22 protein-coding genes and 2 tRNA genes are annotated in these 25064 nt (G+C 67.7%); 4 read left to right on the top strand and 20 right to left on the bottom strand.

Going from position 1 to position 25064, the window contains the following annotated elements; translation table 11 throughout:
* The first annotated feature begins 32 nt into the window (after positions 1–32).
* Both LC452_RS18440 and LC452_RS18435 read left to right on the top strand, forming a co-directional pair.
* Positions 33–2084 carry a M3 family metallopeptidase gene (locus LC452_RS18440; protein WP_223627989.1) on the top strand — a complete coding sequence of 684 codons (2052 nt, stop codon included), beginning with the start codon at positions 33–35 and terminating at the stop codon, positions 2082–2084.
* Positions 2085–2089: 5 nt separating this feature from the next.
* Positions 2090–2722 (top strand): class I SAM-dependent methyltransferase, encoded by a 633-nt coding sequence (locus LC452_RS18435; protein WP_223627987.1) that lies wholly within the window; start codon positions 2090–2092, stop codon positions 2720–2722.
* A gap of 40 nt (positions 2723–2762) precedes the next feature.
* On the opposite strand, the gene clpX is transcribed toward LC452_RS18435, so the two are convergent.
* The 10 genes from clpX to LC452_RS18385 form a co-directional block, all read right to left on the bottom strand.
* Positions 2763–4031, bottom strand: a complete 1269-nt coding sequence (gene clpX / locus LC452_RS18430; RefSeq protein WP_223627985.1) for an ATP-dependent Clp protease ATP-binding subunit ClpX — start codon at positions 4029–4031, stop codon at positions 2763–2765.
* A gap of 157 nt (positions 4032–4188) precedes the next feature.
* Positions 4189–5040: an aldehyde dehydrogenase family protein gene (locus LC452_RS18425; RefSeq protein WP_223627982.1), complete on the bottom strand. Its 852-nt coding sequence runs from the start codon at positions 5038–5040 to the stop codon at positions 4189–4191.
* Positions 5037–6479, bottom strand: a complete 1443-nt coding sequence (locus tag LC452_RS18420) for an aldehyde dehydrogenase family protein (RefSeq protein WP_223627980.1) — start codon at positions 6477–6479, stop codon at positions 5037–5039. Before LC452_RS18420 ends, LC452_RS18425 begins: the two co-directional genes overlap by 4 nt.
* 12 nt (positions 6480–6491) lie before the next feature.
* The gene (gene deoC, locus LC452_RS18415) at positions 6492–7493 is read right to left on the bottom strand and encodes a deoxyribose-phosphate aldolase (protein WP_223627978.1); all 1002 of its coding nucleotides are present in this window, start codon (positions 7491–7493) and stop codon (positions 6492–6494) included.
* Entirely contained in the window at positions 7490–8425 is a 936-nt protein-coding gene (locus tag LC452_RS18410; protein ID WP_223627976.1) for a sugar-binding transcriptional regulator, read from the bottom strand. The genes deoC and LC452_RS18410 overlap by 4 nt, the downstream gene beginning before the upstream one ends.
* 150 nt (positions 8426–8575) lie before the next feature.
* Complete coding sequence (locus LC452_RS18405; protein ID WP_223627974.1) at positions 8576–9217, bottom strand: ATP-dependent Clp protease proteolytic subunit; 642 nt, start codon at positions 9215–9217, stop codon at positions 8576–8578.
* A gap of 20 nt (positions 9218–9237) precedes the next feature.
* Positions 9238–9834 carry an ATP-dependent Clp protease proteolytic subunit gene (locus LC452_RS18400; protein WP_223627973.1) on the bottom strand — a complete coding sequence of 199 codons (597 nt, stop codon included), beginning with the start codon at positions 9832–9834 and terminating at the stop codon, positions 9238–9240.
* A gap of 79 nt (positions 9835–9913) precedes the next feature.
* Positions 9914–10414 (bottom strand): tetratricopeptide repeat protein, encoded by a 501-nt coding sequence (locus LC452_RS18395; RefSeq protein ID WP_223627971.1) that lies wholly within the window; start codon positions 10412–10414, stop codon positions 9914–9916.
* A gap of 65 nt (positions 10415–10479) precedes the next feature.
* Positions 10480–11949 carry a trigger factor gene (gene tig, locus LC452_RS18390; protein ID WP_223627969.1) on the bottom strand — a complete coding sequence of 490 codons (1470 nt, stop codon included), beginning with the start codon at positions 11947–11949 and terminating at the stop codon, positions 10480–10482.
* A 62-nt stretch (positions 11950–12011) separates the two neighbouring features.
* A tRNA-Pro gene (locus LC452_RS18385) sits at positions 12012–12085 on the bottom strand.
* Positions 12086–12225: 140 nt separating this feature from the next.
* On the opposite strand from LC452_RS18385, the gene LC452_RS18380 reads away from it, so the two are divergent.
* Together LC452_RS18380 and LC452_RS18375 are read left to right on the top strand one after the other, a co-directional pair.
* A tRNA-Gly gene (locus LC452_RS18380) sits at positions 12226–12296 on the top strand.
* Positions 12297–12397: 101 nt separating this feature from the next.
* Entirely contained in the window at positions 12398–13630 is a 1233-nt protein-coding gene (locus LC452_RS18375) for a hypothetical protein (RefSeq protein WP_223627967.1), read from the top strand.
* A 70-nt stretch (positions 13631–13700) separates the two neighbouring features.
* Here LC452_RS18375 and LC452_RS18370 read toward each other — a convergent pair whose 3' ends face one another.
* The 10 genes from LC452_RS18370 to uvrA all read right to left on the bottom strand — a co-directional run bounded on the left by LC452_RS18370 (position 13701) and on the right by uvrA (position 25057).
* A complete protein-coding gene (locus LC452_RS18370; protein WP_116636738.1) occupies positions 13701–14054 on the bottom strand; it encodes an RNA polymerase-binding protein RbpA in 354 nt (117 codons plus the stop codon).
* Positions 14054–14302, bottom strand: coding sequence for a preprotein translocase subunit SecG (secG, locus tag LC452_RS18365; protein WP_029261623.1), 249 nt, complete (start codon positions 14300–14302; stop codon positions 14054–14056). The genes LC452_RS18370 and secG overlap by 1 nt, the downstream gene beginning before the upstream one ends.
* Before the next feature lie 81 nt (positions 14303–14383).
* Positions 14384–15175 (bottom strand): triose-phosphate isomerase, encoded by a 792-nt coding sequence (tpiA, locus tag LC452_RS18360; protein ID WP_223627965.1) that lies wholly within the window; start codon positions 15173–15175, stop codon positions 14384–14386.
* Positions 15166–16380: a phosphoglycerate kinase gene (gene pgk / locus LC452_RS18355; protein ID WP_223627963.1), complete on the bottom strand. Its 1215-nt coding sequence runs from the start codon at positions 16378–16380 to the stop codon at positions 15166–15168. Before pgk ends, tpiA begins: the two co-directional genes overlap by 10 nt.
* Before the next feature lie 10 nt (positions 16381–16390).
* Entirely contained in the window at positions 16391–17401 is a 1011-nt protein-coding gene (gene gap / locus LC452_RS18350; protein ID WP_223627961.1) for a type I glyceraldehyde-3-phosphate dehydrogenase, read from the bottom strand.
* Positions 17402–17504: 103 nt separating this feature from the next.
* Positions 17505–18131, bottom strand: coding sequence for a superoxide dismutase (locus LC452_RS18345; RefSeq protein ID WP_223627959.1), 627 nt, complete (start codon positions 18129–18131; stop codon positions 17505–17507).
* 184 nt (positions 18132–18315) lie between these two features.
* Positions 18316–19293, bottom strand: coding sequence for a DNA-binding protein WhiA (gene whiA, locus LC452_RS18340; RefSeq protein WP_223627957.1), 978 nt, complete (start codon positions 19291–19293; stop codon positions 18316–18318).
* A 67-nt stretch (positions 19294–19360) separates the two neighbouring features.
* Positions 19361–20230, bottom strand: coding sequence for an RNase adapter RapZ (gene rapZ / locus LC452_RS18335; RefSeq protein WP_223627955.1), 870 nt, complete (start codon positions 20228–20230; stop codon positions 19361–19363).
* A 34-nt stretch (positions 20231–20264) separates the two neighbouring features.
* Positions 20265–22169 carry an excinuclease ABC subunit UvrC gene (uvrC, locus tag LC452_RS18330; RefSeq protein ID WP_223627953.1) on the bottom strand — a complete coding sequence of 635 codons (1905 nt, stop codon included), beginning with the start codon at positions 22167–22169 and terminating at the stop codon, positions 20265–20267.
* On the bottom strand, positions 22169–25057 hold the full coding sequence (uvrA, locus tag LC452_RS18325) for an excinuclease ABC subunit UvrA (RefSeq protein WP_223627951.1): 2889 nt from the start codon (positions 25055–25057) through the stop codon (positions 22169–22171). Before uvrA ends, uvrC begins: the two co-directional genes overlap by 1 nt.
* Between the last annotated feature and the right edge of the window lie 7 nt (positions 25058–25064).

The following is a 25064-nucleotide window of genomic DNA, read 5'->3' as shown; positions in this document are numbered from 1 at the left end:
TCACGAGGGCCCGCGATGGCTAGGCTCGGAGGATGACCGACGCCTCGAACCCGCTCCTCCAGCCGTCCTCGCTGCCCTACGGGCTTCCGGACTACGGCGCGATCCGTCCCGAGCACTATCTGCCCGCGTTCCGCGCGGCATTCGAGGAGCACCTGCACGAGGTCTCCCGGATCACCATGGTGCGCTCCATGCCCACCTTCGAGAACACCATCGAGGCCCTCGAGCGCTCGGGCGAGCTCCTCGATCGGGTGTCGCATGCGTTCTACACGGTCAGCTCCGCAGACGCGACTCCCGCGATACAGGCGGTCGATGAGCATCTCGCTCCCCTGATGGCCGCGCATCAGGATGCCATCGCGTTGGACAGCGCCCTGTACTGGCGGGTGCAGCAGGTGCACGACCAGCTCGATCATCTCGAGCTCGACGCCGAGCAGCGCTACCTGGTCGAACGCCACCACCGCGAGATGACCCACGCCGGCGCGGCACTCGACGACGAGGCCAAGGCCCGTCTGACGCTCCTGAATCAGCAGCTCTCCACCCTGAGCAACACGTTCGAGCGCAACCTCCTGAACGACACGAACGACCTCGCCGTCGTGTTCGACTCGCCTGCGGAGCTCGAGGGCCTGAGCGCGGGAGAGCTCTCCGCTGCTGCCCGCGCGGCAGAGGATCGCGGGCTCGACGGCAAGCTCCTCATCGCCCTGCCGCTCTTCACCGGGCACCCGTACCTGGCGCAGCTGCGCGACCGCGAGTCGCGGCGCCGCATCCTGACGGCATCCCGGACGCGTGCCTCGAGAGACAATGCGAACGACAACCGCCCCGTGCTGGTCGAGATCGTCCGTCTCCGCGCGGAGCGCGCCGGACTGCTCGGCTACGCGTCGCATGCCGCCTACGTCACCGCCGACGAGACGGCCGGAAGCCCGGAGGCCGTCGAGCGGATGCTGCGCCAGCTCGCTGCTCCCGCGGCACGTAACGCCACGGCAGAGCGGGAGTCACTCCAGGCGATCGTCGACGAGACCGAGAAAGCGCCGTTCGCGGTCGAGGCGCACGACTGGGCGTACTACACCGAGAAGGTCCGCGCCGCCCGCTACGACATCGATTCCGGGGCCCTCCGCCCGTGGTTCGAGGCGGAGCGCGTGCTGCAGGACGGCGTCTTCTTCGCCGCCACCCGCCTCTACGGAGTGACGTTCACCGAGCGGGCAGACCTCGTCGCCTACCACCCCGGTGCGCGCGTGTTCGAGGTCAGCAATGCCGACGGCAGCCGACTCGGCCTGTACATCCTCGACCTCTACACCCGCGACTCGAAGCGCGGCGGCGCGTGGATGAATCCGATCGTCAGCCAGTCGCGCCTGCGCGGCACAGCCCCGGTCGTCGTGAACAACCTGAACGTGCCGCTCCCTGGCGACGGCGAGCCCACGCTGCTGACCCTCGATGAGGTGACGACGCTGTTCCACGAGTTCGGCCACGCGCTGCACGGACTGTTCGCCGAGGTCACCTATCCGCACTTCGCCGGGACCAACGTGTTCCGCGACTTCGTCGAGTTCCCGAGCCAGGTGAACGAGATGTGGATCCTCTGGCCCGAGGTCCTCGACAACTACGCGCGGCACTTCGAGACCGGGGAGCCGCTGGACCCTGCGATCGTGGAGCGCCTGCGCGCGACGGAGACGTTCAACCAGGGGCATGCCACGAGCGAGTATCTGGCCGCCGCCTGGCTGGATCAGGCCTGGCACGGAGTCGCCACCGACGCGGAGATCGACGACGTGCCCGCCTTCGAGGCAGCGGCTCTGGCCGACATCGGCCTCGACGACCCGGCTGTCCCCACGCGATACTCGTCGGCGTACTTCGCGCACGTCTTCTCGGGCGGCTACAGCGCCGGGTACTACTCGTACATCTGGAGCGAGGTGCTCGACGCCGACACGGTGGACTGGTTCCGCGAGAACGGCGGACTCACGCGCGAGAACGGCGATCGCTTCCGTGATCGGCTCCTCGGCGTCGGCGGCTCGAAGGATCCGCTCGAGGCCTACCGCGACTTCCGGGGACGTGACGCGGACATCGCGCCGCTGCTGAAGCGCCGCGGTCTCGAGGCCTGACGCCGATGGATGACAGGCTGCGCCTGATCAGCGACGCATTCGACACGCGCGCGGCCCGATACGACGAGAGCACGATGCACCGCTCCGTCGCAGCCGCCACCGCGGCATACGTCGACCTGTCAGAAGTGGACGTCGTGCTGGACGTCGCGACGGGGACTGGCCTGGTGCTCCGCGAGATCGCCGCGCGGGCCGCCGATCTCGAGCTCATCGGTGTCGACATCTCCCCCGGCATGCTCGATGTGGCCCGGTCGCACCTTCGGCAGGCGGCGTTGATCCAGGCGGACGCGTCGAATCTGCCGATCCCCTCGGCGTCCGTCGACGTGATCACGTGCGTGACAGCGCTGCACATCATCCCCTCGGTGGCCGACGCTGCAGCGGAATGGCGTCGCGTCCTCCGACCCGGCGGACGTCTCGTGACCGCGACGTTCCGCAAGATCGACACGTCGGGGCACGGCGCTCCTGAGCTCACCACGACGGACAGGCCGTACGACCGCGACCACGAGCCCTACTCGAGCGAGACGCGCCTCGCCGAGACCTTCGGCCGCCACGGCTTCACGCTGCGTCGCCACCGGGACTGGAGCGACGGGACCGATGAGCTGCTGATCGCCGAACTCGTCATGGATGCTGCGTCGGCGTGACGCTGTAGCTCAGCGTATGTGACGCCGGCAACGGGTCGACTCACGCACTCTTGCGCTTGCGCTCCATCACGATGGTGGGCGGTGCGCCTTCGTCGACGGCGGCGCGCGTCACGATGACCTTGGCGACGTCTTCGGCGGAGGGGATCTCGAACATGATCGGTCCGAGCACGTCTTCCAGGATGGCGCGGAGGCCGCGAGCACCGGTCTTGCGATCGACGGCGAGGTCGGCGATCGACCGCAGTGCCTCTTCGTCGAACTCGAGCTGGACGCCGTCGAGCTCGAACATGCGCTGGTACTGCTTCACGAGGGCGTTGCGGGGACCGGTGAGGATCTCCATCAGCGCGTCCTGATCCAGCGGCGAGACGTTCGTGACGACGGGCAGACGGCCGATGAACTCCGGGATGAGCCCGAACTTGTGCAGGTCTTCCGGCAGCACCTCGCTGAAGAGGTCGAGGTCCTTGGTCTTGTCGTGGAGCGGGGCACCGAACCCGATGCCGTGCTTGCCCACGCGCGCCGAGACGATGTCTTCGAGACCGGCGAATGCACCGGCGACGATGAACAGGACGTTCGTCGTGTCGATCTGCAGGAACTCCTGGTGCGGGTGCTTGCGGCCGCCCTGCGGCGGGACCGAGGCGACCGTGCCCTCGATGATCTTGAGCAGCGCCTGCTGCACGCCCTCGCCCGACACGTCACGCGTGATGGACGGGTTCTCGGCCTTGCGGGCGATCTTGTCGACCTCGTCGATGTAGATGATGCCCTGCTCGGCGCGCTTCACGTCGTAGTCGGCTGCCTGGATGAGCTTGAGGAGGATGTTCTCGACGTCTTCACCGACGTAGCCGGCCTCGGTGAGTGCCGTGGCGTCGGCGACCGCGAACGGCACGTTGAGGCGCTTCGCGAGCGTCTGCGCGAGGTAGGTCTTGCCGCAGCCGGTCGGTCCGATCAGGAGGATGTTGCTCTTCGCGATCTCGACCTCTTCGGCCTTCTGCTCTGCCGTCTGCAGGGTGCCGTGGGCGCGCACGCGCTTGTAGTGGTTGTAGACCGCGACCGCGAGGGCGCGCTTCGCGGGCTCCTGCCCGACGACGTACTCCTCGAGGAACGAGAAGATCTCACGCGGCTTCGGCAGATCGAACTCGGCGACGCCCTCGGCGGAGGACTCCGCCATGCGCTCCTCGATGATCTCGTTGCACAGCTCGACGCATTCGTCGCAGATGTACACACCGGGGCCAGCGATGAGCTGCTGCACCTGCTTCTGGCTCTTTCCGCAGAACGAGCACTTGAACAGGTCAGCGCTTTCACCGATACGGGCCATGCGCGTCCTCCTATGGGGGATCCAGAGATCGTCCTTCGAGCCTAACCTCTGCGTGCGACACAGGGCCGCATTGGCGCGTACCGGATCCGATACGGCCTCCCGCGATGAAAGGCCGGGCCCGCAGTCGCCTGCGGGCCCGGCCTCGGTCGATCGTGGATCAGACCATGCTCTTCGTGTGCCAGACGGTCTTGACCTCGGTGAAGGCGCCGATGCGCTCGGGCGAGGCGACGACCTCTCCGGGTGCGATCACGCGCTTCAGCGTCTCCGCGGCGGCGATCTGCATGTCGACCCAGTCCAGGTCGCCCGCACCCGCGAGGTCGAGCGCGTTCACGTCCTGGTGCGATGCGAGCCACGGCGCGACCTCGGCCGGCGACCCGGTGAGCACATTGACGACTCCCCCGGGTACGTCGCTCGTCGCCAGCACCTCGGCGAGGCTGATGGCGGAGAGCGGATGCTGTTCGCTCGCGATCACGACGACGGTGTTCCCTGCGACCAGCGCCGGGGCGACCACCGAGACGAGCCCGAGGAGCGCGGAGTCCTGCGGCGCGACGATCGCGACGACGCCCGTCGGCTCCGGCACCGAGATGTTGAAGTACGGCCCGGAGACGGGGTTGGCGTTGCCCGCGACCTGCGCGTACTTGTCGCACCAGCCGGCGTACCAGACCCAGAGGTCGATCGCGGCGTCGACCTGTGCGGCGGCCGCGGAGGAAGAGCCGCCCTCCTGTGCCACGATCTCGTCGATGAACTGCGCACGACGGCCCTCGAGCACCTCGGCCACGCGGTACAGCACCTGGCCGCGGTTGTAGGCGGTCGCGCCCGACCAGCCCTTCACGGCGGCTCGTGCGGCGACGACGGCGTCTCGGGCGTCCTTGCGGGAGCCCTTCGCGGCGTTGGCGAGGAACGCGCCCTTGGGCGAGAACACCTCGTAGGTGCGGCCCGACTCGCTCCGCGGGAACGCGCCGCCGATGGCGAGCTTGTACGTCTTCGGCACGGTCAATCGCTTGCTCATGCTGCGGCTCCCTTGAGGTAGGCGGTGAGCCCCTGACGTCCGCCTTCGCGGCCGTACCCGGACTCCTTGTAGCCGCCGAACGGGCTCGACGGATCGAAACGGTTGAACGTGTTCGCCCAGATCACTCCGGCGCGGAGGCGGTCGGCGACGGCGAGGATGCGGGATCCCTTGTCCGACCAGATGCCGGCGGAGAGACCGTAGGGCGTGTTGTTCGCCTTGGCGATCGCCTCGGCCGGAGTGCGGAACGTCAGCACCGACAGCACCGGGCCGAAGACCTCGTCGCGGGCGATGCGGTGCGACGCCTCGACCCCGGTGAAGATCGTCGGCGCGAACCAGAATCCCTTCTCCGGAATCACGCAGTCCGCGGTCCACCGCTCGGCGCCCTCGGCCTCGCCGATGTCGCTGAGCTCACGGATGCGGGCGAGCTGCGCCGCCGAGTTGATCGCACCGATGTCGGTGTTCTTGTCGAGAGGGTCACCGAGGCGGAGCGTCGACAGGCGGTTCTTGAGGCGATCGATGACCTCGTCGTGGATCGACTCCTGCACCAGCAGACGGCTGCCTGCGCAGCAGACGTGACCCTGGTTGAAGAAGATGCCGTTGACGATGCCCTCGACGGCCTGGTCGATGGGTGCGTCGTCGAAGACGATGTTCGCCGCCTTGCCGCCCAGCTCGAGCGTGAGCTTCTTCTTCGTACCGGCGACCGCCTTGGCGATGTCGCGGCCGACGCCGGTCGACCCGGTGAAGGCGACCTTGTCGACGTCGGGGTGACGCACGAGCGTCGCGCCGGTCGCGCCGGCACCCGTCACGATGTTCACGACACCAGCCGGAAGGTCGGCCTGCTGAAGGATCTCCGCGAAGATCAGCGCCGTCAGCGGCGTGGTCTCGGCAGGCTTCAGCACGACCGTGTTGCCGGCGGCCAGTGCGGGCGCGAGCTTCCATGCGAGCATCAGCAGCGGGAAGTTCCACGGGATCACCTGCGCGGCGACTCCGAGTGCACGCGGGTCGGCGCCGAGTCCGGCGTAGTCCAGCTTGTCGGCCCAGCCCGCGTAGTAGAAGAACCAGGAGGCGACGAGCGGAACGTCGACGTCGCGGCTCTCCTTGATCGGCTTGCCGTTGTCGAGGCTCTCGGCGACCGCGAGCTCGCGGGCGCGTTCCTGCACGAGGCGGGCGATGCGGAACAGGTACTTGCCCCGATCGCGGCCGCTCATCTTCGACCACGTCTTCTCATAGGCACGGCGGGCGGCGGCGACGGCGCGGTCGACATCGTCATCGCTCGCGGTGGCGATCTCGGCGATGAGCGACTCGTCGGCGGGCGAGATGGTGTTGAAGCTCGTGCCGGAGCCGTCGACGAACTCGCCGTCGATGAACAGCCCGTAGCTGTCCTTCAGGTTCAGGATCGCCTTCGACTCCGGTGCGGGAGCGTATTCCAGGAATGACATGTTCGATTCCAGTCAGTCGATAGTGACGTAGTCGGGGCCGGAGTAGTGGCCGGTGCTGAGCTTCTGGCGCTGCAGGAGCACATCGTTGAGCAGGCTCGACGCGCCGAAGCGGAACAGGTGCGGCTGCAGCCATTCCTCTCCGACCGTCTCGGCGACGGTGACGAGATATTTGACGGCATCCTTCGAGGCGCGGATGCCGCCTGCCGGCTTCACGCCGATCTTCTCGCCCGTGCCCCGGTACCAGTCGCGGACCGTCTCGAGCATCAGCAGCGTGGTCGGCAGGGTCGCAGCGGGCTGCACCTTGCCGGTCGAGGTCTTGATGAAGTCGCCGCCGGCGAGGATGCCGAGCCAGGACGCCCGCTTGATGTTGTCGTAGGTGTTGAGCTCGCCGGTCTCGAGGATCACCTTGAGCGAGGCGTACGATCCGTCCTCACGACGGCAGGCTTCCTTGACCTGGGCGATCTGGTCGAACACCAGACCGTAGCGCCCGGACAGGAAGGCTCCGCGATCGATCACCATGTCGATCTCGTCCGCACCGGCGGCGACCGCCTCGGCGGTGTCCGCGAGCTTGATCGCGAGCGACGAGCGTCCGCTCGGGAACGCGGTCGCGACGGCGGCGACCGAGATCAGGCCGTCGTCGGGGTCGCCGTGCAGGGCGCCGAGAGCGGCCACCGCATCCGGCACCATGTCGCCGTACACGCAGACCGCAGCGACGCGTGGCGTCGACGGGTCGGCGGCATCCGGGTTCTTCGCCTTCGCGACGAGCGAGCGCACCTTGCCCGGGGTGTCTGCACCCTCGAGCGTGGTGAGGTCGATCAGCTTGATGATCGTGTCGAGCGCCCACGCCTTCGAGGTGGTCTTGATCGATCGCGTGCCGAGCCCGGCAGCACGCTGCTCGAGCCCCACCGCGTCGACGCCCGGAAGGCCGTGCAGGAAGCGCCGGAGCGTGGCGTCGTCCGGCTCACCGCCGAGAACGTCCACCGCCGTCCTGCGGCTGAGTTCTTTGGTCGTCACTGTTCCTCCAACAATGCTCGTGCTGTGGTCTCATCGGTCACCAGAACGCCGCAGAGGCCGCTGGTCACGACTGTGCGTGCGATGTCGTGCTTGGCAGGGCCCGCCGTGACGAAGATCGCCCGCTTGGCTCCGCGCAGCGTGTCGAGCGAGACGCCGACCGTGCGCGCGTCGAGCTGCGAGTCGACGATGTTGCCCTCGGCGTCGACGTAGCGCCCGAGGACGTCGCCGACGGCGCCGCGCCGCGCGAGCTCTTCCACGTCCTCAGCACTGAGGTATCCGTTCTCGACGTGCGCGGATGTCGCGTCGCAGGGCCCTGCGGTGAAGAGGAAGGCCTGCGCTTCCGCGGCCTCTTCGAGGATCGCTGCGACCGTGCGGTCGGCCTCGATGGCCTGCTTCGTCTCGACGCGCTCGAGGATCGCCGGGCTCGGCAGCAGCGACACATGGCCGGAGGCCCGTTGCGCGATCGTCACGGCGAGTCCGGCCGCACCGCCGGACCGACGGTTGAGGCTGACGCCGCCATTGAGCTGCACGACGGTGACTCCGTTCGCCCAGCCGTCGGGGAGCGCCTCCGCGACCGCCCGCAACGTGCGCCCCCAGCTCACGCCGAGCGTGCGCGGCGCGGGCCGAAGAGCGGCGAGAAAGTCTGCGGCCGCCTGAGCGACACGTTCGAGGGTGCCGTCATCGCCGTCGGGCGCGGGCACGACGACGGCATCGGCCAGGTCGAACCGGTCGACGAGCAGGCGCTCGAGTCCCAGGCGCCGAGCGCGCGGGTGCACGATCTCGATGCGGACGATGCCGCGTTCGCGGGCCTGGGTCAGCAGACGGCCGACCTTCCAGCGCGAGATCTTGAGGAGTCCGCCGATCTCATCCTGTGTCTTGTCCTCGTCGTAGTACAGCTCGGCGACGCGGACCATGAGCAGATCGTCTTCCACGGCATCCTCCTTCCTCCTCCAGAGTACGTCGAGATCAGCGTTCGCGCATCCCGTTGCTCATATGCGCAGTCACGCCGACGCCGGTTGCGCATCCGCAGGAACGGAAAAGGGCGCCCGTCGCGATGACGGGCGCCCTTCGGTTCGACGTGCTCAGACGCGCTTGCGCGTGGTGAGCACCTGATCGACGATGCCGTATTCGAGCGCCTGCTCGGCAGAGAGGATGTTGTCGCGATCGATGTCGCGATTGACCTTCTCCACCGGCTGACCGGTGTGCTTGGCCATGGTCTCCTCGAGCCAGGTGCGCATACGGAGGATCTCCGCAGCCTGGATCTCGATGTCAGAAGCCTGGCCCTGGCCGGCCTCCCCCATCGCCGGCTGGTGGATCAGCACGCGGGCGTTCGGAAGCGCGAGGCGCTTGCCGGGCGCGCCGGCTGCGAGCAGCACCGACGCGGCGGATGCCGCCTGGCCGAGCACGACGGTCTGGATCTGCGGCGCGACGTACTGCATCGTGTCGTAGATCGCCGTCATGGCGGTGAACGAGCCACCGGGCGAGTTGATGTACATCGTGATGTCGCGCTCGGCGTCCTGGCTCTCCAGGACGAGCAGCTGCGCCATCACGTCGTCGGCGGAAGCGTCGTCGACCTGCACGCCCAGGAAGATCACACGGTCTTCGAAGAGCTTGTTGTACGGGTCCTGGCGCTTGAAGCCGTAAGCGGTGCGCTCCTCGAACTGCGGGAGCACGTAGCGGCTGGACGGCAGGGTTCCTGCGGATTGGAAAGTGGGGGTGTACATGATGTCCTCTCGAATCCGGATTACTCTGCGTCGTCCGCGGTGCCGCCGCCGCCGGTCACATCGCTGGCATGCTCGCGGATGTGGTCGACGAAGCCGTACTCGAGGGCCTCCTCGGCGGTGAACCAGCGGTCGCGGTCACCGTCGGCGTTGATCGTCTCGACCGACTTGCCGGTCTGACCCGCCGTGATCTCGGCGAGGCGCTTCTTCATCGAGAGGATGAGCTGCGCCTGCGTCTGGATGTCGCTCGACGTGCCGCCGAACCCGCCGTGGGGCTGGTGCAGGAGGACGCGGGCGTTCGGGGTGATGTAACGCTTGCCCTTCGTGCCGCTCGTGAGCAGCAGCTGGCCCATCGACGCGGCCATGCCGATGCCGACGGTGACGATGTCGTTCGGCACGAACTGCATGGTGTCGTAGATCGCCATGCCCGCGGTGATCGAGCCACCGGGCGAGTTGATGTAGAGGTAGATGTCTTTCTCTGAGTCTTCCGCGGCGAGAAGAAGGATCTTCGCGCAGATCTCGTTGGCGTTCTGGTCACGCACCTCTGAACCAAGCCAGATGATGCGATCCTTCAGCAGCCTGTCGAAGACGCTCGTCGCGACAAGGGGTTCTGCAGCCATTTCAGCTCCTGTTTCCGTGTTCGTGCTTCGAATCTACCGGCGCAGACGCGGCGCCCAGGCCGTGTTCGCCGTCGGCATATCAGGTGTCGGAGTCGGCGATCTCGAGCGCGTAGGCGGTCATCGACCGGTGGTAGCGCGGGAGGTGCGGCACGAGGGCGAGAAGAGCCACCGAGAGTCCCTGCGCGGGTCGACCGGCGCTGGCGAGGATGAGGGCGTGCACGGTCGCGACCGCGTCGCGGTACGGGCCGTCCGCGGAGAGCTCCGCCTCGGCACGGATCACGTCGAGCGCCTCGTCGTACTCGCCGAGGTTCCGCAGCGAGCTCGCCAGCTGGATCACGCACTGCGGACGATGCTCGTCGTCCAGACCGAGAGACAGTGCCCGCCGATACAGGACCACGGCCTCGGCCGGTCGTCCCGCCGAATCCCGGGCACCCGCCCGCTCGAACTCGGCCCGGGCGTCGTCCGCTCCGCGCTCGGCCGCGAGGGCGTCGATGCGCGCGATCGTGTCGTCGCCCACCTCGTCGCCGGCGGCATCCGCCCACGCGTCGTCGATCCGCTCGTCCCAGCTCTTCATGCTCATCTCTCCCTCGATGCGAAAGAGGGCGGATGCCGCAGCATCCGCCCTCTTCACTGGATCGTGTCCGATCACTCGGCCTTGTCGGCCGCCTTCTTGGCCGGAGCCTTCTTGGCGGCGGGCTTCTTCGCGGCCGGCTTCTCAGCCGCCTCCGCGTCGTCGGCCTTCTTGGCCGGAGCCTTCTTGGCAGCGGGCTTCTTCGCGGCCGGCTTCTTGGCGGGCTTCTCCTCGGCCGAAGCCTCGTCTGCCGCCTCGGCCTCGTCGTCGGTGACGATGAAGTCGGAGAGGTCCACGGTCTTGCCGTTGGTGTCGACGACCTTCACCTTGCCGAGCGCGATCGCGAGCGCCTTGTTGCGGGCGACCTCGCCGACGAGTGCCGGCAGCTGGTTCGACGACTGCAGCGCCTCGACGAACTCCTGCGGCGCCATGCCGTACTGCGACGCGGACTGGATGAGGTACTGGCTCAGCTCCTCCTGCGAGACCTGCACGTCGGCCTGCTCGGCGATCGTGTCGAGCAGCACCTGCGTGCGGAACTGCTTCTCGCTCGCCTCGGTGACCTCGGCGCGGTGCACGTCGTCCTCGAGGCGGTTCTCGCCCTCGAGGTGGTTGTGCACCTCGTCCTCGATGAGCTGCGGCGGCACGGGGATGTCGATCTGCTCGAGCAGCGTCTCGACGAGCTTGTCGCGTGCGGCGGAGCCCTGCGTGAAGACGCCCTGCTGCGCGACGCGCTCGGCGAGGCTCGCGCGGAGCTCGGCGATCGTGTCGAACTCGCTCGCGATCTGCGCGAAGTCGTCGTCGGCCTCGGGGAGCTCGCGCTCCTTGACGGCCTTGACCGTCACGGAGACCTCGGCCTCGGAACCGGCGTGGTCGCCGCCGACGAGAGCGGAGCGGAACGTGGTGTCCTCCCCCGCCGTGAGCGACTCGATCGCGTCGTCGATGCCCTCGAGCAGCTCGCCGGAGCCGATCTCGTAGGAGACGCCCTCGGCGCGGTCGATCTCGGCGCCGTCGATCGTGGCGACGAGGTCGAGGTCGACGAAGTCGCCCTTCGCGGCCGGACGGTCGACCGGGACGAGCGTGCCGAAGCGCGCGCGCATGTTCTCGAGTTCGGCGTCGAGTGCGGCCTCATCGGCCTCGACGGCGTCGACCGTCACCGTGATGCCCTCGTACGAGGGGATCTCGATGTCGGGACGCACGTCGACCTCGACGTCGACGAGCAGGTCGCCGGAGAAGTCCTTCTCGTTCGGCCACTGCGTGATGTCAGCCGCAGGGCGACCGACCACGCGCAGCTTGTGCTCGGCGCTCGCCTCGCGGAAGAACTTGTCGAGGCCCTCGTTGACGGCGTGCTCGATGACCGCGCCGCGACCGATGCGCTGATCGATGATCGGGGCCGGGACCTTGCCCTTGCGGAAGCCGGGGATCTGGACGTCCTGAGCGATGTGCTCATACGCGTGAGCGATGCTCGGCTTGAGGTCGTCAGGGGTGACCGTGATGCTGAGCTTGACCCGGGTCGGGGTCAGCTTCTCGACGGTGCTGTTCGCCATGCTGGTGTGTTCTCCTTGTTGTCTCCGCGAGTGAACGCGGCTGTCAGGCTGAAGATGCCGTGTCGGGGCGACAGGAGTTGAACCTGCGACCTCCCGCTCCCAAAGCGGGCGCTCTACCAAGCTGAGCTACGCCCCGGGGAATCCGCGCGCAGATTCAGCCCCATCGAGTCTAACGGACAGGAGCACCCCTCACGGTCCGGTATGATCGATGACGCCGGAGTTACGACTCCGGGCCGATCCCTGGGTCACTGAGCCTGTCGAAGTGAACCAGGATTCGGGGCTGTAGCTTAGTGGTAAAGCCTTAGTCTTCCAAACTAATGATGCGGGTTCGATTCCCGTCAGCCCCTCCGCCTCAGAAGGCCCCCACCGCATGGTGGGGGCCTTCTCGCATACTCTGGCAGTGCGCATGATGCAGCACCGACCGTGAGGCCGACCGAATGAGGACGACGTGACCGCTCTCCCCCCACCAGGACCCGAGGCTCCGGCATCCGTGCCTCTGGGCGGACACGAGCTGTCCGCCCGTTTCTCGGGCGGCGAAGCATCCGCCGCTCTCCCGCGCACGCCGCGGCGGAAGCGCACCGGGCTCATCCTCGGCCTGGTCGGCGGAGCCGCCGTGATCGCGGCATTGGCCATCACGCAGGTCTCCGCCAGCCTCGGCTACGACACCGCCGCCGAGAACCATGCGGATGCCGTGGCCGCGGCGAACAGCGAGAAGACGCAGCTCCGCACCGAGAACACCGACCTGCAGACCCTGGTCGATTCGGCCGGGCTGATCCTCGCCAGCGAGAACGAGGCCATCGTCGCCCCACCGGAGACGGAGGAAGCGCTCACGAGCGCGGTCGCCGATGCCGAGACCGCCACGTCGGAGGCCGAAGAGCTGATCGCCACCGACGTACCCGCCACGGGCGAGAAGCCGACCTGGTTCTGGGAGCTCTTCGGCGCGAGTGCGGAGCTCGAGAAGGGCAGCGACGAGGCTCGGGCGCTCGCCGACGACCTGCTCGCCGAGGCATCCGACGTCGCGACGGCGTCGGACACGGTCACCGAGAGCGGCGTCTCGCTCCTGGCCTCGGCCGGCGAGGCCGCGACCGCCTTCGAGGCCGCGCACATCTCCGCGCGCAACGATGCCGTCATCGCTCTCCGCGATGCTGCCGCCGCCGCGATCGCCACGACGACCATCGACGACGTCGCGGTCACGACCTACAGCACTCTGCAGAGCGCCGCCGCGCTCGTCGTGTCGACCGAGGCGGAGGAGTTCGCTGAGAAGTCGGGACCGCTGATGAACGCCCGTCTGGAGATCGAGGCCTTCGCTCGAGCGCTCGCCCCCGGCGTGCTGCTGGAGTTCGACTGGGCCCCGGTCGTCAACGGCGCCGGGTACAACGGCAGCATGGGCGGGTACACGACATGGTGGTGGGATGATCCCGGCCGCTCGGTGATCCAGCTGTCGAACTCGGTCGCCGAGCAGTGGCCGGCCGACCGGAGCAAGGCGCTCGTGGCCCACGAGGTCGGACACGCGATCAGCGTCAAGTGCGAGGACATGTACGACTCGTCGACGCAGGACAGCATCGAGAAGTGGGCGACCGCCTGGGCCATCAGCATGGGCTACACCGACGACGCGAACGGCGTCTGGGCCTACGGCTACCCGCCGCAGGGCTACATCGACGCCGCAGCCGGATGCCGCTGAGTCGTCGCCTCTGAACGGAAGAAGCCGCCGCGATCTCTCGCGGCGGCTTCTTCGACATCAGTTCAGGAGGTCACTGGCCCCGTCGCTCGCGAAGCTGCGTGAGCGCATCCTCGAGGAGCTGGACGGCTTCCTCGTCGGTGCGGCGCTCCTTCACGTAGGCGAGGTGCGTCTTGTACGGCTCGGCCTTCGCGAGGGCAGGAGGGTTCTCCTTGTCGCGACCGGCCGGCAGACCCGACTGGGGGTGGTCGATCGTCTCGGGGATCTCCTCTTCGGGGAGACCGGCGGCGAAGTAGCGGACCGTCTCGTTGCCGAGACCGTCCCAGTACGACACCGCGATGCGGTCGGCATGGTAGCCGTGGTCCTGCTCGCCCATGGGGCCGGAACCGACACGGGTTCCGCGAATGGCGTTACCACCGGTAGCCATCAGATCACCTCGAACTTCGTGATGAGTCCGAGCGCGACGATGGCGACGAACCAGGTCAGCGCGAGGACGACGGTGAAGCGGTTCAGGTTCCGCTCCGCAAGACCGGAGGATCCGACCGCAGAGGTCATTCCTCCGCCGAACATGTCGGAGAGGCCGCCACCGCGACCCTTGTGCAAGAGGATGAGGAGGGTCAGCAGGACGCTGGTGATACCCAGCACGACCTGCAGAACGAACTCGAGAATTGCCACGAGAAAGAGCCTTTCGCTGGGGCAGGTGCGCCCCCGTAACGGTCAAGTATACGGTGCAGCGGGGCCGGAGCCCCGCCGCACTCACACGCCGACGTGCTTCTCGAAGCGGATGATCGCAGCGAACTCGTCGACGACGAGGCTCGCGCCGCCGACCAGAGCGCCGTCCACATCGGGCTCGCGCATGAAGCTGGCGATGTTCGCCGACTTCACCGAACCTCCGTAGAGGATGCGGGTGCGCGCGGCCGCGTCGTCACCGAGGACGTTCGCGATCACGGTGCGCAGAGCGGCACAGACGTCCTGCGCCTGCTGCGGCGTCGCGGCCTGGCCGGAGCCGATGGCCCAGACGGGCTCGTACGCGACGACGATGTCGGCCTTCGGGGAGACGCCCTGGAGCGCCGCCTCGAGCTGACCGGCCGGAACAGCGCTGGCGCCGAACTTCTCCAGGTCTTCCGCCGTCTCGCCGACGCAGATCACGGGAACGAGGCCGTGCTTCAGCGAAGCCTGCACCTTGGCGGCGACGACCTCATCGGACTCGGCGTGGTACTCACGACGCTCGGAGTGGCCGATGATGACGTACTTCGCGTCGAGCTTCGCCAGGAACACACCGGAGACCTCACCGGTGTACGCACCCGAATCGTGCGCGGAGATGTCCTGCGCGCCGAGGGCGAACGGGATCTTGTCGGCGTCGATGAGCGTCTGCACGCTGCGGATGTCGGTGAACGGCGGGAAGACCGCCACCTCGACGGAACCGTCCTCGTGCTTCGCGTCCTTGAGCGTCCAGTGCAGCTTCTGCACGAACGCCACCGCCTGCAGGTGGTCCAGGTTCATCTTCCAGTTGCCCGCGATCAGCGGGGTACGGGTCGTCATGCCCATCCGAGCACCTCCAGGCCGGGTAGTTTCTTGCCCTCGAGGAACTCGAGGCTTGCGCCGCCACCGGTCGAGATATGACCGAACTGGTCGTCGGTGAAGCCGAGCTGACGCACCGCTGCTGCCGAGTCGCCGCCGCCGACGACGCTGAGGCCGTCGACCTCGGTGAGCGCCTGCGCGACGGTCTTGGTTCCGGCCGCGAACGCCGGGAACTCGAACACGCCCATCGGGCCGTTCCAGAACACGGTCTTCGACCCGCGGATGACCTCGGCGAAGCGTGCGGCCGTCTCCGGACCGATGTCGAGACCGATCCCGGAAGCGCCGAATGCCGTCGACTCGATCGCGTCTGCGGAGACGGTCTCGTGCGCGGCATCCGCGCTGAACGATGCAGCGACCACGACGTCGGTCGGGAGCACGAACTCCACGCCCCGCTCCGCAGCCTCCGCGATGTAACCGCGGACCGTCTCGAGCTGGTCCTCTTCCAGAAGGCTGGAGGCCACGTCGTGACCCTGCGCCTTGAGGAACGTGAACAGCATGCCGCCGCCGACCAGGATGCGGTCGACACGCGGCAGCAGGTGCGAGATGACACCGAGCTTGTCGCTGACCTTGGAACCGCCGAGCACCACCGCGTACGGGCGCTCGGGCTTCTCGGTCAGCCGGTCGAGCACGTCGAGTTCGGTCTCGATCAGGAGGCCGGCCGCAGACGGGAGCAGTTCGGCGAGCTCGTACACGCTGGCCTGCTTGCGGTGCACGACACCGAAGCCGTCCGACACGAGCACGTCACCGAGCGTCGCGAGCTCTGCGGCGAAGGCGGCGCGCGTGGCGTCGTCCTTCGCGGTCTCCCCCGCGTTGAACCGGAGGTTCTCGATGACGACGACGCCGCCGTCTTCGAGAGAAGCCACGGCATCCTGCGCGGATTCGCCGACGGTGTCGCGAGCGAACGCGACCGGCGCGCCGAGCAGTTCGGAGAGCCGCTGAGCGACCGGCTCGAGGCTGTACTGGGGGTCGGGCGCGCCGTCGGGGCGACCGAGGTGGGAGCACACGACGACGCGGGCACCCGCGTTGATCAGTGCGTTGAGAGTCGGCAGCGAGGCGCGAACACGGCCATCGTCCGTTATGACCCCGTCCCGGAGGGGGACGTTGAGATCACAACGGACGATGACGCGCTTGCCCTCGAGCGAACCCAGTGAGTCCAGGGTGCGCAGAGTCATGTGTCAGAGCTCAGAGACGCTCGGCGACGTACTCGGTCAGGTCGACGAGACGGTTGGAGTAGCCCCACTCGTTGTCGTACCAGCTCGAGACCTTCACCAGGTTGCCGCTGACGTTGGTCAGGGTCGAGTCGAAGATCGACGAGTGCGGGTTGTGCACGATGTCGCTCGACACGATCTGGTCTTCGTTGTACTGCAGGAAGCCGGCCAGGCGACCGTCTGCCGCAGCTGCCTTGTACGCGGCGTTGACCTCGTCGACCGTCAGGTCCTGGCGGTCGGTGATGAGCGTCAGGTCGACGATCGAGCCGGTGGGAACCGGAACGCGGTACGAGGAGCCGCTGAGCTTGCCCTGCAGCTCCGGGAGCACCTCGCCGATGGCCTTGGCCGCACCGGTCGAGGCCGGAGTGATGTTGATCGCGGCGGCACGAGCACGACGGAGATCGCTGTGCGGGCCGTCCTGCAGGTTCTGGTCGGCCGTGTAGGCGTGCGCGGTCATCATGAAGCCGCGGTCGATGCCGAATGCGTCGTTGAAGACCTGAGCGAGCGGCGCGAGGCAGTTGGTCGTGCACGACGCGTTGGAGATGATGTGATCCGTCTCCGGGTTGTACGTGTCCTCGTTCACGCCCATGACGAACGTGCCGTCGACGCCGGTGCCCGGAGCCGAGATGAGGACCTTCTTCGCACCTGCATCGATGTGCTTCTTGGCAGCCTCGGCCTTGGTGAAGAAGCCGGTCGACTCGATGACGATGTCGACGCCCAGCTCACCCCACGGGAGGTTGGCGGGGTCGCGCTCGGCGAACGCCTTGATCTGCTTGCCGTTGACCGTGATGCTGTCGTCGTCGTAGCTGATCTCGGCGTCGAGGACGCCGCCGACCGAGTCGTACTTCAGCAGGTGGGCCAGGGTCTTGTTGTCGGTGAGGTCGTTGACCGCGACGATCTCGAGGTCTGCTCCCTGCGCGAGAGCCGCGCGGAAGTAGTTGCGTCCGATGCGGCCGAAGCCGTTGATACCGATCTTGACAGACACTAAGGTCTCCTGATTTCTCGTGCGCATACGCGCGGTTTCAACTAGAGAAGCATGGACAACGGCGTCCCGACGGGCGAGATGTCCGTCGGGACACCCGTCTTGATTACGACAGTACCAGCAGGCCGTTCGTCTGCTTGCGGGCGACCTCGAGGCGCTGGGCGACGTTCTCCCAGTTGGCGATGTTCCACGCCGCCTTGACATAGTCGGCCTTGACGTTGAGGTAGTCGAGGTAGAAGGCGTGCTCCCACATGTCGAGCTGGAACAGCGGGATCGTGCCCTGCGCCGTGTTCGACTGCTGGTCGAACAGCTGCTGGATGATCAGGCGCGAGCCGATCGAGTCCCAGCTGAGGACGGCCCAGCCGGAGCCCTGGATGCCGGTGGCGGCAGCGGTGAAGTGCGCCTGGAACTTGTCGAACGAGCCGAAGTACTCATCGATCGCGGCCTTCAGCTCGCCCTCGGGCTGCCCGCCGCCGTTGGGCGAGAGGTTGGTCCAGAAGATCGAGTGGTTGACGTGACCGCCGAGGTTGAAGGCGAGGTCCTTCTCGAGCTTGTTGACGTTGGCGAGGTTGCCGCTCTCGCGTGCCTCGGCCAGCTGCTCGAGCGCCGTGTTCGCGCCGGCGACGTAGGTCGCGTGGTGCTTGTCATGGTGGAGTTCCATGATCTTGCCACTGATGTGCGGCTCCAGGGCTGCGAAGTCGTAGGGAAGGTCGGGGAGCGTGTAAATCGCCATATCGCTTTCATCCAATCCGCGCCGCGCCGCGGCGCTTGCCGATCCTCCGCGCCACCGATGTGCGGCGTAGAGCGGACGTAACTCATCCTACTGACGACAACGCGAGCCCGGACCAGAACCTTCCGCCATATGACGAAAGACCCGCCTCCGGGAGCACCGGCGACGGGTCTTTCGAAAGTCAGGGTCAGACGTCGAGTCCGACCGGCACAGCCGCCTCGGTGCCGGGGATGCCCTCCTGCTGCGCGCGCTTGTCGGCCATCGCCAGCAGGCGGCGGATACGACCGGCGACGGCATCCTTCGTCAGCGGCGGATCGGCGTGGTGCCCGAGCTCGTCGAGGCTCGCGTCGCGGTGCGCGAGACGGAGTTCGCCGGCGACGCGCAGGTGATCGGGGACCTCGTCCGCGAGGATCTCGAGGGCCCGCTCGACGCGCGCGCACGCGGCGACGGCCGCCTGCGCGGAACGCCGCAGGTTCGCGTCGTCGAAGTTGACCAGGCGGTTGACCCCGGCGCGCACCTCACGTCGCTGACGGAGCTCCTCCCACGTGACGGCGGTCTTCTTCGCGCCCATCTCGTTGAGGATCGTGCGGATCGCCTCGCCCTCGCGGACGACGACGCGAGGCATGCCGCGCACTTCGCGGGCCTTCGCGGCGACGCCGAGACGGTGTGCGGCGCCGACGAGGGCCATCGCCGCCTCGGACGAGGGGCACACGACCTCGAGCATCGCGGATCGTCCGGGCTCGCTGAGGGTTCCGGCGGCGAGGAAGGCGCCACGCCAGAGCCCGGCCACCTCGGCGCGGGATCCGGTCGTCAAGCGGTTCGGCAGTCCGCGAACAGGACGCCGGCGCTGGTCGAGGAGCCCGGTCTGGCGAGCGAGGGTCTCCCCCTGCGAGATCACGCGGACGGCCCACCGTGCGCCGTCGTTCGCGGTGCTCGACTGCACCTGGGCGATCTCGGGGCGCACCCCGTAGATCTCCGCGAGGTCTCGGGCGACGCGGCGAGCGAGGGTCTCGGCATCCACTTCGGCTTCCACAGCCACCCGGCCGGCGATCGAATGCAGGCCACCGGCGAACCGGAGGATCGCGGTCACCTCCGAGACGCGCACCGTCGGGGGTGCGTTGCGGATGCTGACCAGCTCAGCCTTGACGTCGGTGGTTAGTGCCACGACACTCCTTCACGTTCACGCGCCGGATCGCGACGCAAACGTCCAGCCTACTCGGCCGGGCGACCCGCTACTCTCTGCCGAGGTCTCGATGACGCACATTCACGGCCACGCCGGGAATGGCCGCGAGCCTCCGCGCGAGCTCCTCCGACATCGCGACCGAGCGGTGCTTGCCGCCCGTGCAGCCGATCGCGATGGTGGAGTGGCTCTTGTTCTCGCGTTGATACCCCTCCAGGACGGGAACCAGCGCTGCGGAGTAGGACTCGAGGAACTCCGCCGCACCCTCGCGGGAGAGGACGTACTCGCGTACCGTCTCGTCTTGACCCGTGAGGCCGCGCAGCTCTTCGTTCCAGAACGGATTCGGCAGGAACCGCATGTCGGCGACGATGTCGACGTCGGTGGGCAGACCGTACTTGAAGCCGAAGCTGAGCAGCGTCACGCGGTGCCGAGCCTCGCCCTCTTCGGAGAAGATGTCGGACACCTGCGTCGCCAGCTGGTGGATGTTCAGCGTCGATGTGTCGATCACCAGGTCGGCGGCTTCGCGGATCGGCGCGAGTCTGGTGCGCTCGATGCGGATGCCGTCGAGCAGCGTGCCGTCGCCCTGCAGCGGATGCGGTCGCCGCACGGACTCGAACCGCCGCACGAGCACGTCGTCGGACGCGTCGAGGAAGAGCACGCGCACGGATCCACGCGAACGGAGGGCACGGGCCACTCCGGGGAAGTCGTCGAAGAGATTGCGTCCACGGACGTCGACCACGGCCGCGACCTTCGGCAGCGCATTGCCGCCCATGTCGGTGAGATCGAGGAGCGGTCGCAGGATCTGCGGAGGCAGGTTGTCGACCACGTACCAGCCGAGATCTTCGAGGGCGTTCGCCACCGTCGTGCGGCCGGCGCCCGACATCCCCGTGACGATGAGAAACTCGCCCTTGTCCCCAGTCATTGCTCCGCGCTCCCTCTCCCCCGTGCCTTCCAGCCTAGCGAGTGGAGAGGTGCGTGTGGATATTCTGCGCGAGCACCGGCCCGATTCCCTGGACCTCGAGGATCTCGTCGGGTTGCGCGGCGCGCAGGGCGGTGACGGAGCCGAAGTGCTTGAGCAGCACCTTGATGCGCGAGGCGCCGAGTCCGGGGACCTCGGCGAGCACCGTGGTGATGTCACCGCGGCGCTTCTTGCGCTGGTGGGTGATCGCGAACCGGTGCGCCTCATCGCGCAGGCGCTGCAGCAGGTAGAGCGCTTCGCTGGTGCGCGGCAGGATCACCGGGAAGTCGTCGCCGGGGAGCCACACCTCCTCCAGCCGCTTGGCGATGCCGCACACGGCGATCTCGGTGTGTCCGGCGTCGCGGAGGGCGCGGGCCGCAGCCTCGACCTGCGGCTGACCGCCGTCGACGAGCAGCAGCTGCGGCGGGTACGCGAACCGCGGCTTCCGTCGCACCGTCGCCTCTCCCACGTCTTCGCCCACGACGTCGTCGGTCGTCGGATCGATGGTCTCCGGCTCTTCCGGACGGTCGAGGTAGGCCAGCCGCCGGCGCAGCACCTGGTACATGGAGTCGGTGTCGTCGGTCGTCTCGGGGATGTTGAACGAGCGGTACTGGTCCTTGCGGGGCAGCCCGTCTTCGAACACGACCATGGACGCGACCACGTTCGTGCCGCCGAGGTGCGAGATGTCGAAGCACTCGATGCGCAGCGGCGCTTCGCTCATGCCGAGGGCGTTCTGCAGATCGGTCAGCGCCTGGGTGCGTGCGACGTAATCGCTCGTGCGCCGCGTCTTGTGCCGGATGAGCGCCTGCTGGGCGTTCAGGGTGGCGGTGCGCATGAGATCGGCGCGCTGACCGCGCTGCGCCACGGCGATCTCGGTCTTCTTGCCCCGACGTTCGCGCAGCCACACCTCGAGTTCAGCGGCGTCGTCGGGAAGGGTCGGCACCAGGATGCGTCGCGGAACGTCCTGCGCGTCGCCGTATGCGCGCTGCAGGACCTGGTCGACGAGTTCGCCGGTCGTGATGTCGATCTCCTTCTCGATCGTCATCGCGCGCACACCGCGCACTCGGCCGCCGCGGATCACGAAATGCTGCACGGCCGCCGCGAGCTCGTCCTCGGCGATGCCGAACAGGTCGGCATCCTCGTCGGGCTGGAGCACCAGCGCGCTCTTGCCGAGCACGGCCTCGATCGCGCTGAGCTTGTCGCGGTACTTCGCGGCCGCCTCGTAGTCCATGGCTGCGGACGCCGCCAGCATCCGGGTGGTGAGCTCTTTCGTGAACCGCTCGTCTCCCCCGGCCATGAAGGCGACGAAATCGTCGACCATGGCACGGTGCTCCTCGATCGTCACGGTCATCGAGCACGGTCCGCCGCACTTGCCGATCTGACCGGGGAAGCACGGCCTCCCGGTCTGCATGGCGCGCTTGTAGCTGGCGTCGCTGCACGTGCGGATCGGGAACGCCTTGATCATCAGATCGATCGTCTCGTGCACCGCCCAGACCTTCGGGAACGGGCCGAAGTAGCGCGCCCCGGGGATCTTGCGGTTGCGGGTGACGATCACTCGCGGCGCCTCATCGGCGAGGGTCACGGCCATGAACGGATAGGACTTGTCGTCCTTGTAGCGCACGTTGAAGGGCGGATCGAACTCCTTGATCCACATGTATTCGAGCTGCAGCGAGTCCACGTCGGTCGGCACGACGGTCCATTCGACCGACGCCGCCGTCGTGACCATGCGCCGCGTGCGCTCGTGCAGCGTGCGCAACGGAGCGAAGTAGTTCGACAGCCGCTGACGCAGGTTCTTCGCCTTGCCGACGTACAGCACACGACCGTCGGCGTCACGGAACCGGTACACGCCCGGGTCGGTGGGGATCTCCCCCGTCCGCGGCTTGTACGGCAGGACGTCGGCCATCAGCTGGCCTTCCGCGCTGCGCGCCCCTCACCCAGGATCTCGCCGAGGAACAGGCCGGTGTGGCTCGCCTCGACGCGTGCGATCTGCTCGGGGGTGCCGGTGGCGATGATCTGACCGCCGCCGGAGCCGCCCTCGGGTCCGAGGTCGATGACCCAGTCGGCCGACTTGATCACGTCGAGGTTGTGCTCGATGACGATCACCGTGTTGCCCTTGTCGACGAGACCGTTCAGCACCTCGAGGAGCTTGCGGACGTCTTCGAAGTGCAGGCCGGTGGTCGGCTCGTCGAGCACGTAGATGCTGCGGCCGTTGCTGCGGCGCTGGAGCTCGGTGGCGAGCTTCACGCGCTGTGCCTCACCGCCCGAGAGAGTCGTCGCCGACTGCCCGAGACGGACATAGCCGAGCCCCACGTCGACGAGCGTCTTCATGTAGCGGTGGATCGCCTGGATCGGCTCGAAGAAGTCGGCGGCCTCTTCGATCGGCATCTCGAGCACCTCGGCGATGTTCTTGCCCTTGTAGTGCACGGCGAGGGTGTCGCGGTTGTACCGCTTGCCGTGGCACACCTCGCAATCGACGTACACGTCGGGCAGGAAGTTCATCTCGATCTTGATCGTGCCGTCACCGGAGCACGCCTCGCAGCGCCCTCCCTTGACGTTGAAGCTGAAACGACCGGGCAGATAGCCGCGGACCTTCGCCTCGGGCGTCTCGCTGAAGAGCGTGCGGATGCGGTCGAACACACCCGTGTACGTCGCGGGGTTCGAGCGCGGCGTGCGTCCGATCGGAGCCTGGTCGACGTGCACGACCTTGTCGAGATTGTCGAGCCCGGTCACACGTGTGTGCTTGCCCGGAACCGTGCGAGCACCGTTCAGCTTGGAGGCGAGCACCTGGTACAGGATGTCGTTCACGAGCGACGACTTGCCCGAACCGCTCACACCGGTGACGGCGGTCAGGACGCCCAGCGGGAAGTCGGCCGTGACGTTTCGCAGGTTGTTGGCCCGCGCGCCGACGACGCTCAGCATGCGCTTCTTGTCGATCTTGCGCCGCTTCGTCGGCATCGGGATCTCGCGACGTCCGGACAGGTACTGCCCGGTCATCGACTCGCTGTCGCCCAGGAGCGCGGAGTACGGTCCGGAGTGCACGACGGCACCACCGTTGACGCCGGCACCGGGACCGATGTCGACGACCCAGTCGGCCGCCTCGATGGTCTCCTCGTCGTGCTCCACGACGATCAGCGTGTTGCCGAGGTCGCGCAGCTTGATGAGCGTGTTGATGAGGCGGCGGTTATCGCGCTGGTGGAGACCGATCGACGGCTCGTCGAGCACGTACAGGACGCCGGTGAGCCCGGAGCCGATCTGCGTCGCGAGACGGATGCGCTGGGCCTCACCACCCGACAGGGACCCTGCCGAACGGCTGAGGTTGAGATACGAGAGCCCGACCTGGAGCAGGAAATCGAGGCGGAGCCGGATCTCGCGGAGGACCTGCGCGGCGATCTGCGCCTCACGATCGGTCAGCGTCAGGGTCTCCATGAACGAGCGGGCGTCGGAGAGGCTGAGATGCGAGACCTCGGCGATCGAGTGCCCGTGCACCTTCACGGCGAGGACCTCGGGCTTGAGGCGGTTGCCGTCGCAGACGGGGCACGGCACCTCGCGGAGGTACTCGCCCCACCGACTGCGCTGGGTGTCGGACTCGGCCTGCAGGTACTGACGCTCGATGTAGGGCACGACGCCCTCGAAGCCGGAGGCGTAGCGCATCTCGCGCCCGTACCGGTTCTTCCATTTGACGGTCACCTTGTAGTTCTCGCCGCGGAGCACCGCATCCTGCACATCGGAGTGGAGCTTGTGCCACGGGGTGTCGAGCGAGAAGTCGAGATCGCGGGAGAGCCCTTCGAGCAGTCGCTCGTAGTACTGGAACAGTCCCTTGCCCTGTGTGGTCCACGGGATGATGACACCCTCGCGGATCGAGAGGTCGGTGTCGCCGAGCATCAGGTCGCTGTCGACCGACATGCGCGTGCCGAGCCCGGAGCAGGCCGGGCAGGCGCCGAACGGCGCGTTGAACGAGAACGTGCGCGGCTCGATCTCGGTGAGCGTCAGGGCGTGCCCGTTCGGGCAGGCCAGCTTCTCGGAGAAGGTCTGCCATGCGTCGTCGCCCTCGCCGTCGACGAAGTTGACCTGCACGACCCCGCCCGCGAGGCCCAGGGCCGTCTCGACCGAGTCGGTCACGCGGCTCAGGATGTCGTCGGAGGCGACGAGACGGTCGACCACCACGGCGATGTCGTGCTTGTAGCTCTTCTTGAGCGTCGGCGGCTCGGCGAGCTGGATGAGGTCGCCGTCGACGATGGCGCGCGAATAGCCCTTGGCGCCGAGCTCGCGGAAGAGGTCGACGAACTCGCCCTTCTTCTGCGAGACGATCGGGGCGACGATCTGGTACCGCGTGCGCTCGGGCAGCTCCATGAGCTGGTCGGCGATCTGCTGCACGGTCTGGCGCTGGATCTTCTCACCGCACTCGGGGCAGTGCGGGATGCCGATGCGCGCCCAGAGCAGACGCATGTAGTCGTAGATCTCGGTGATCGTGCCGACGGTCGACCGCGGGTTGCGGTTCGTGGACTTCTGGTCGATCGAGACGGCAGGGCTCAGGCCCTCGATGAAGTCGACGTCGGGACGATCGACCTGACCGAGGAACTGGCGCGCGTAGGCGCTCAGCGACTCGACGTAGCGACGCTGGCCCTCGGCGAAGATCGTGTCGAACGCGAGGCTGGACTTCCCCGACCCGGACAGGCCGGTGAACACGACCAGCGAGTCGCGGGGGATGTCGATGTCGACGTTCTTGAGATTGTGGACGCGGGCACCGCGAACGCTGAGTTTTCCTGGGGTGGCAACGGGGACAATGGGCACCGGACAA

The sequence above is a fragment of the Microbacterium sp. EST19A genome (assembly GCF_019969685.1).
Taxonomy (GTDB): Bacteria; Actinomycetota; Actinomycetes; order Actinomycetales; family Microbacteriaceae; genus Microbacterium.
The sequence above is the reverse complement of the archived record's forward strand: the minus strand, read 5'-3'. Positions and strand labels throughout refer to the sequence as shown.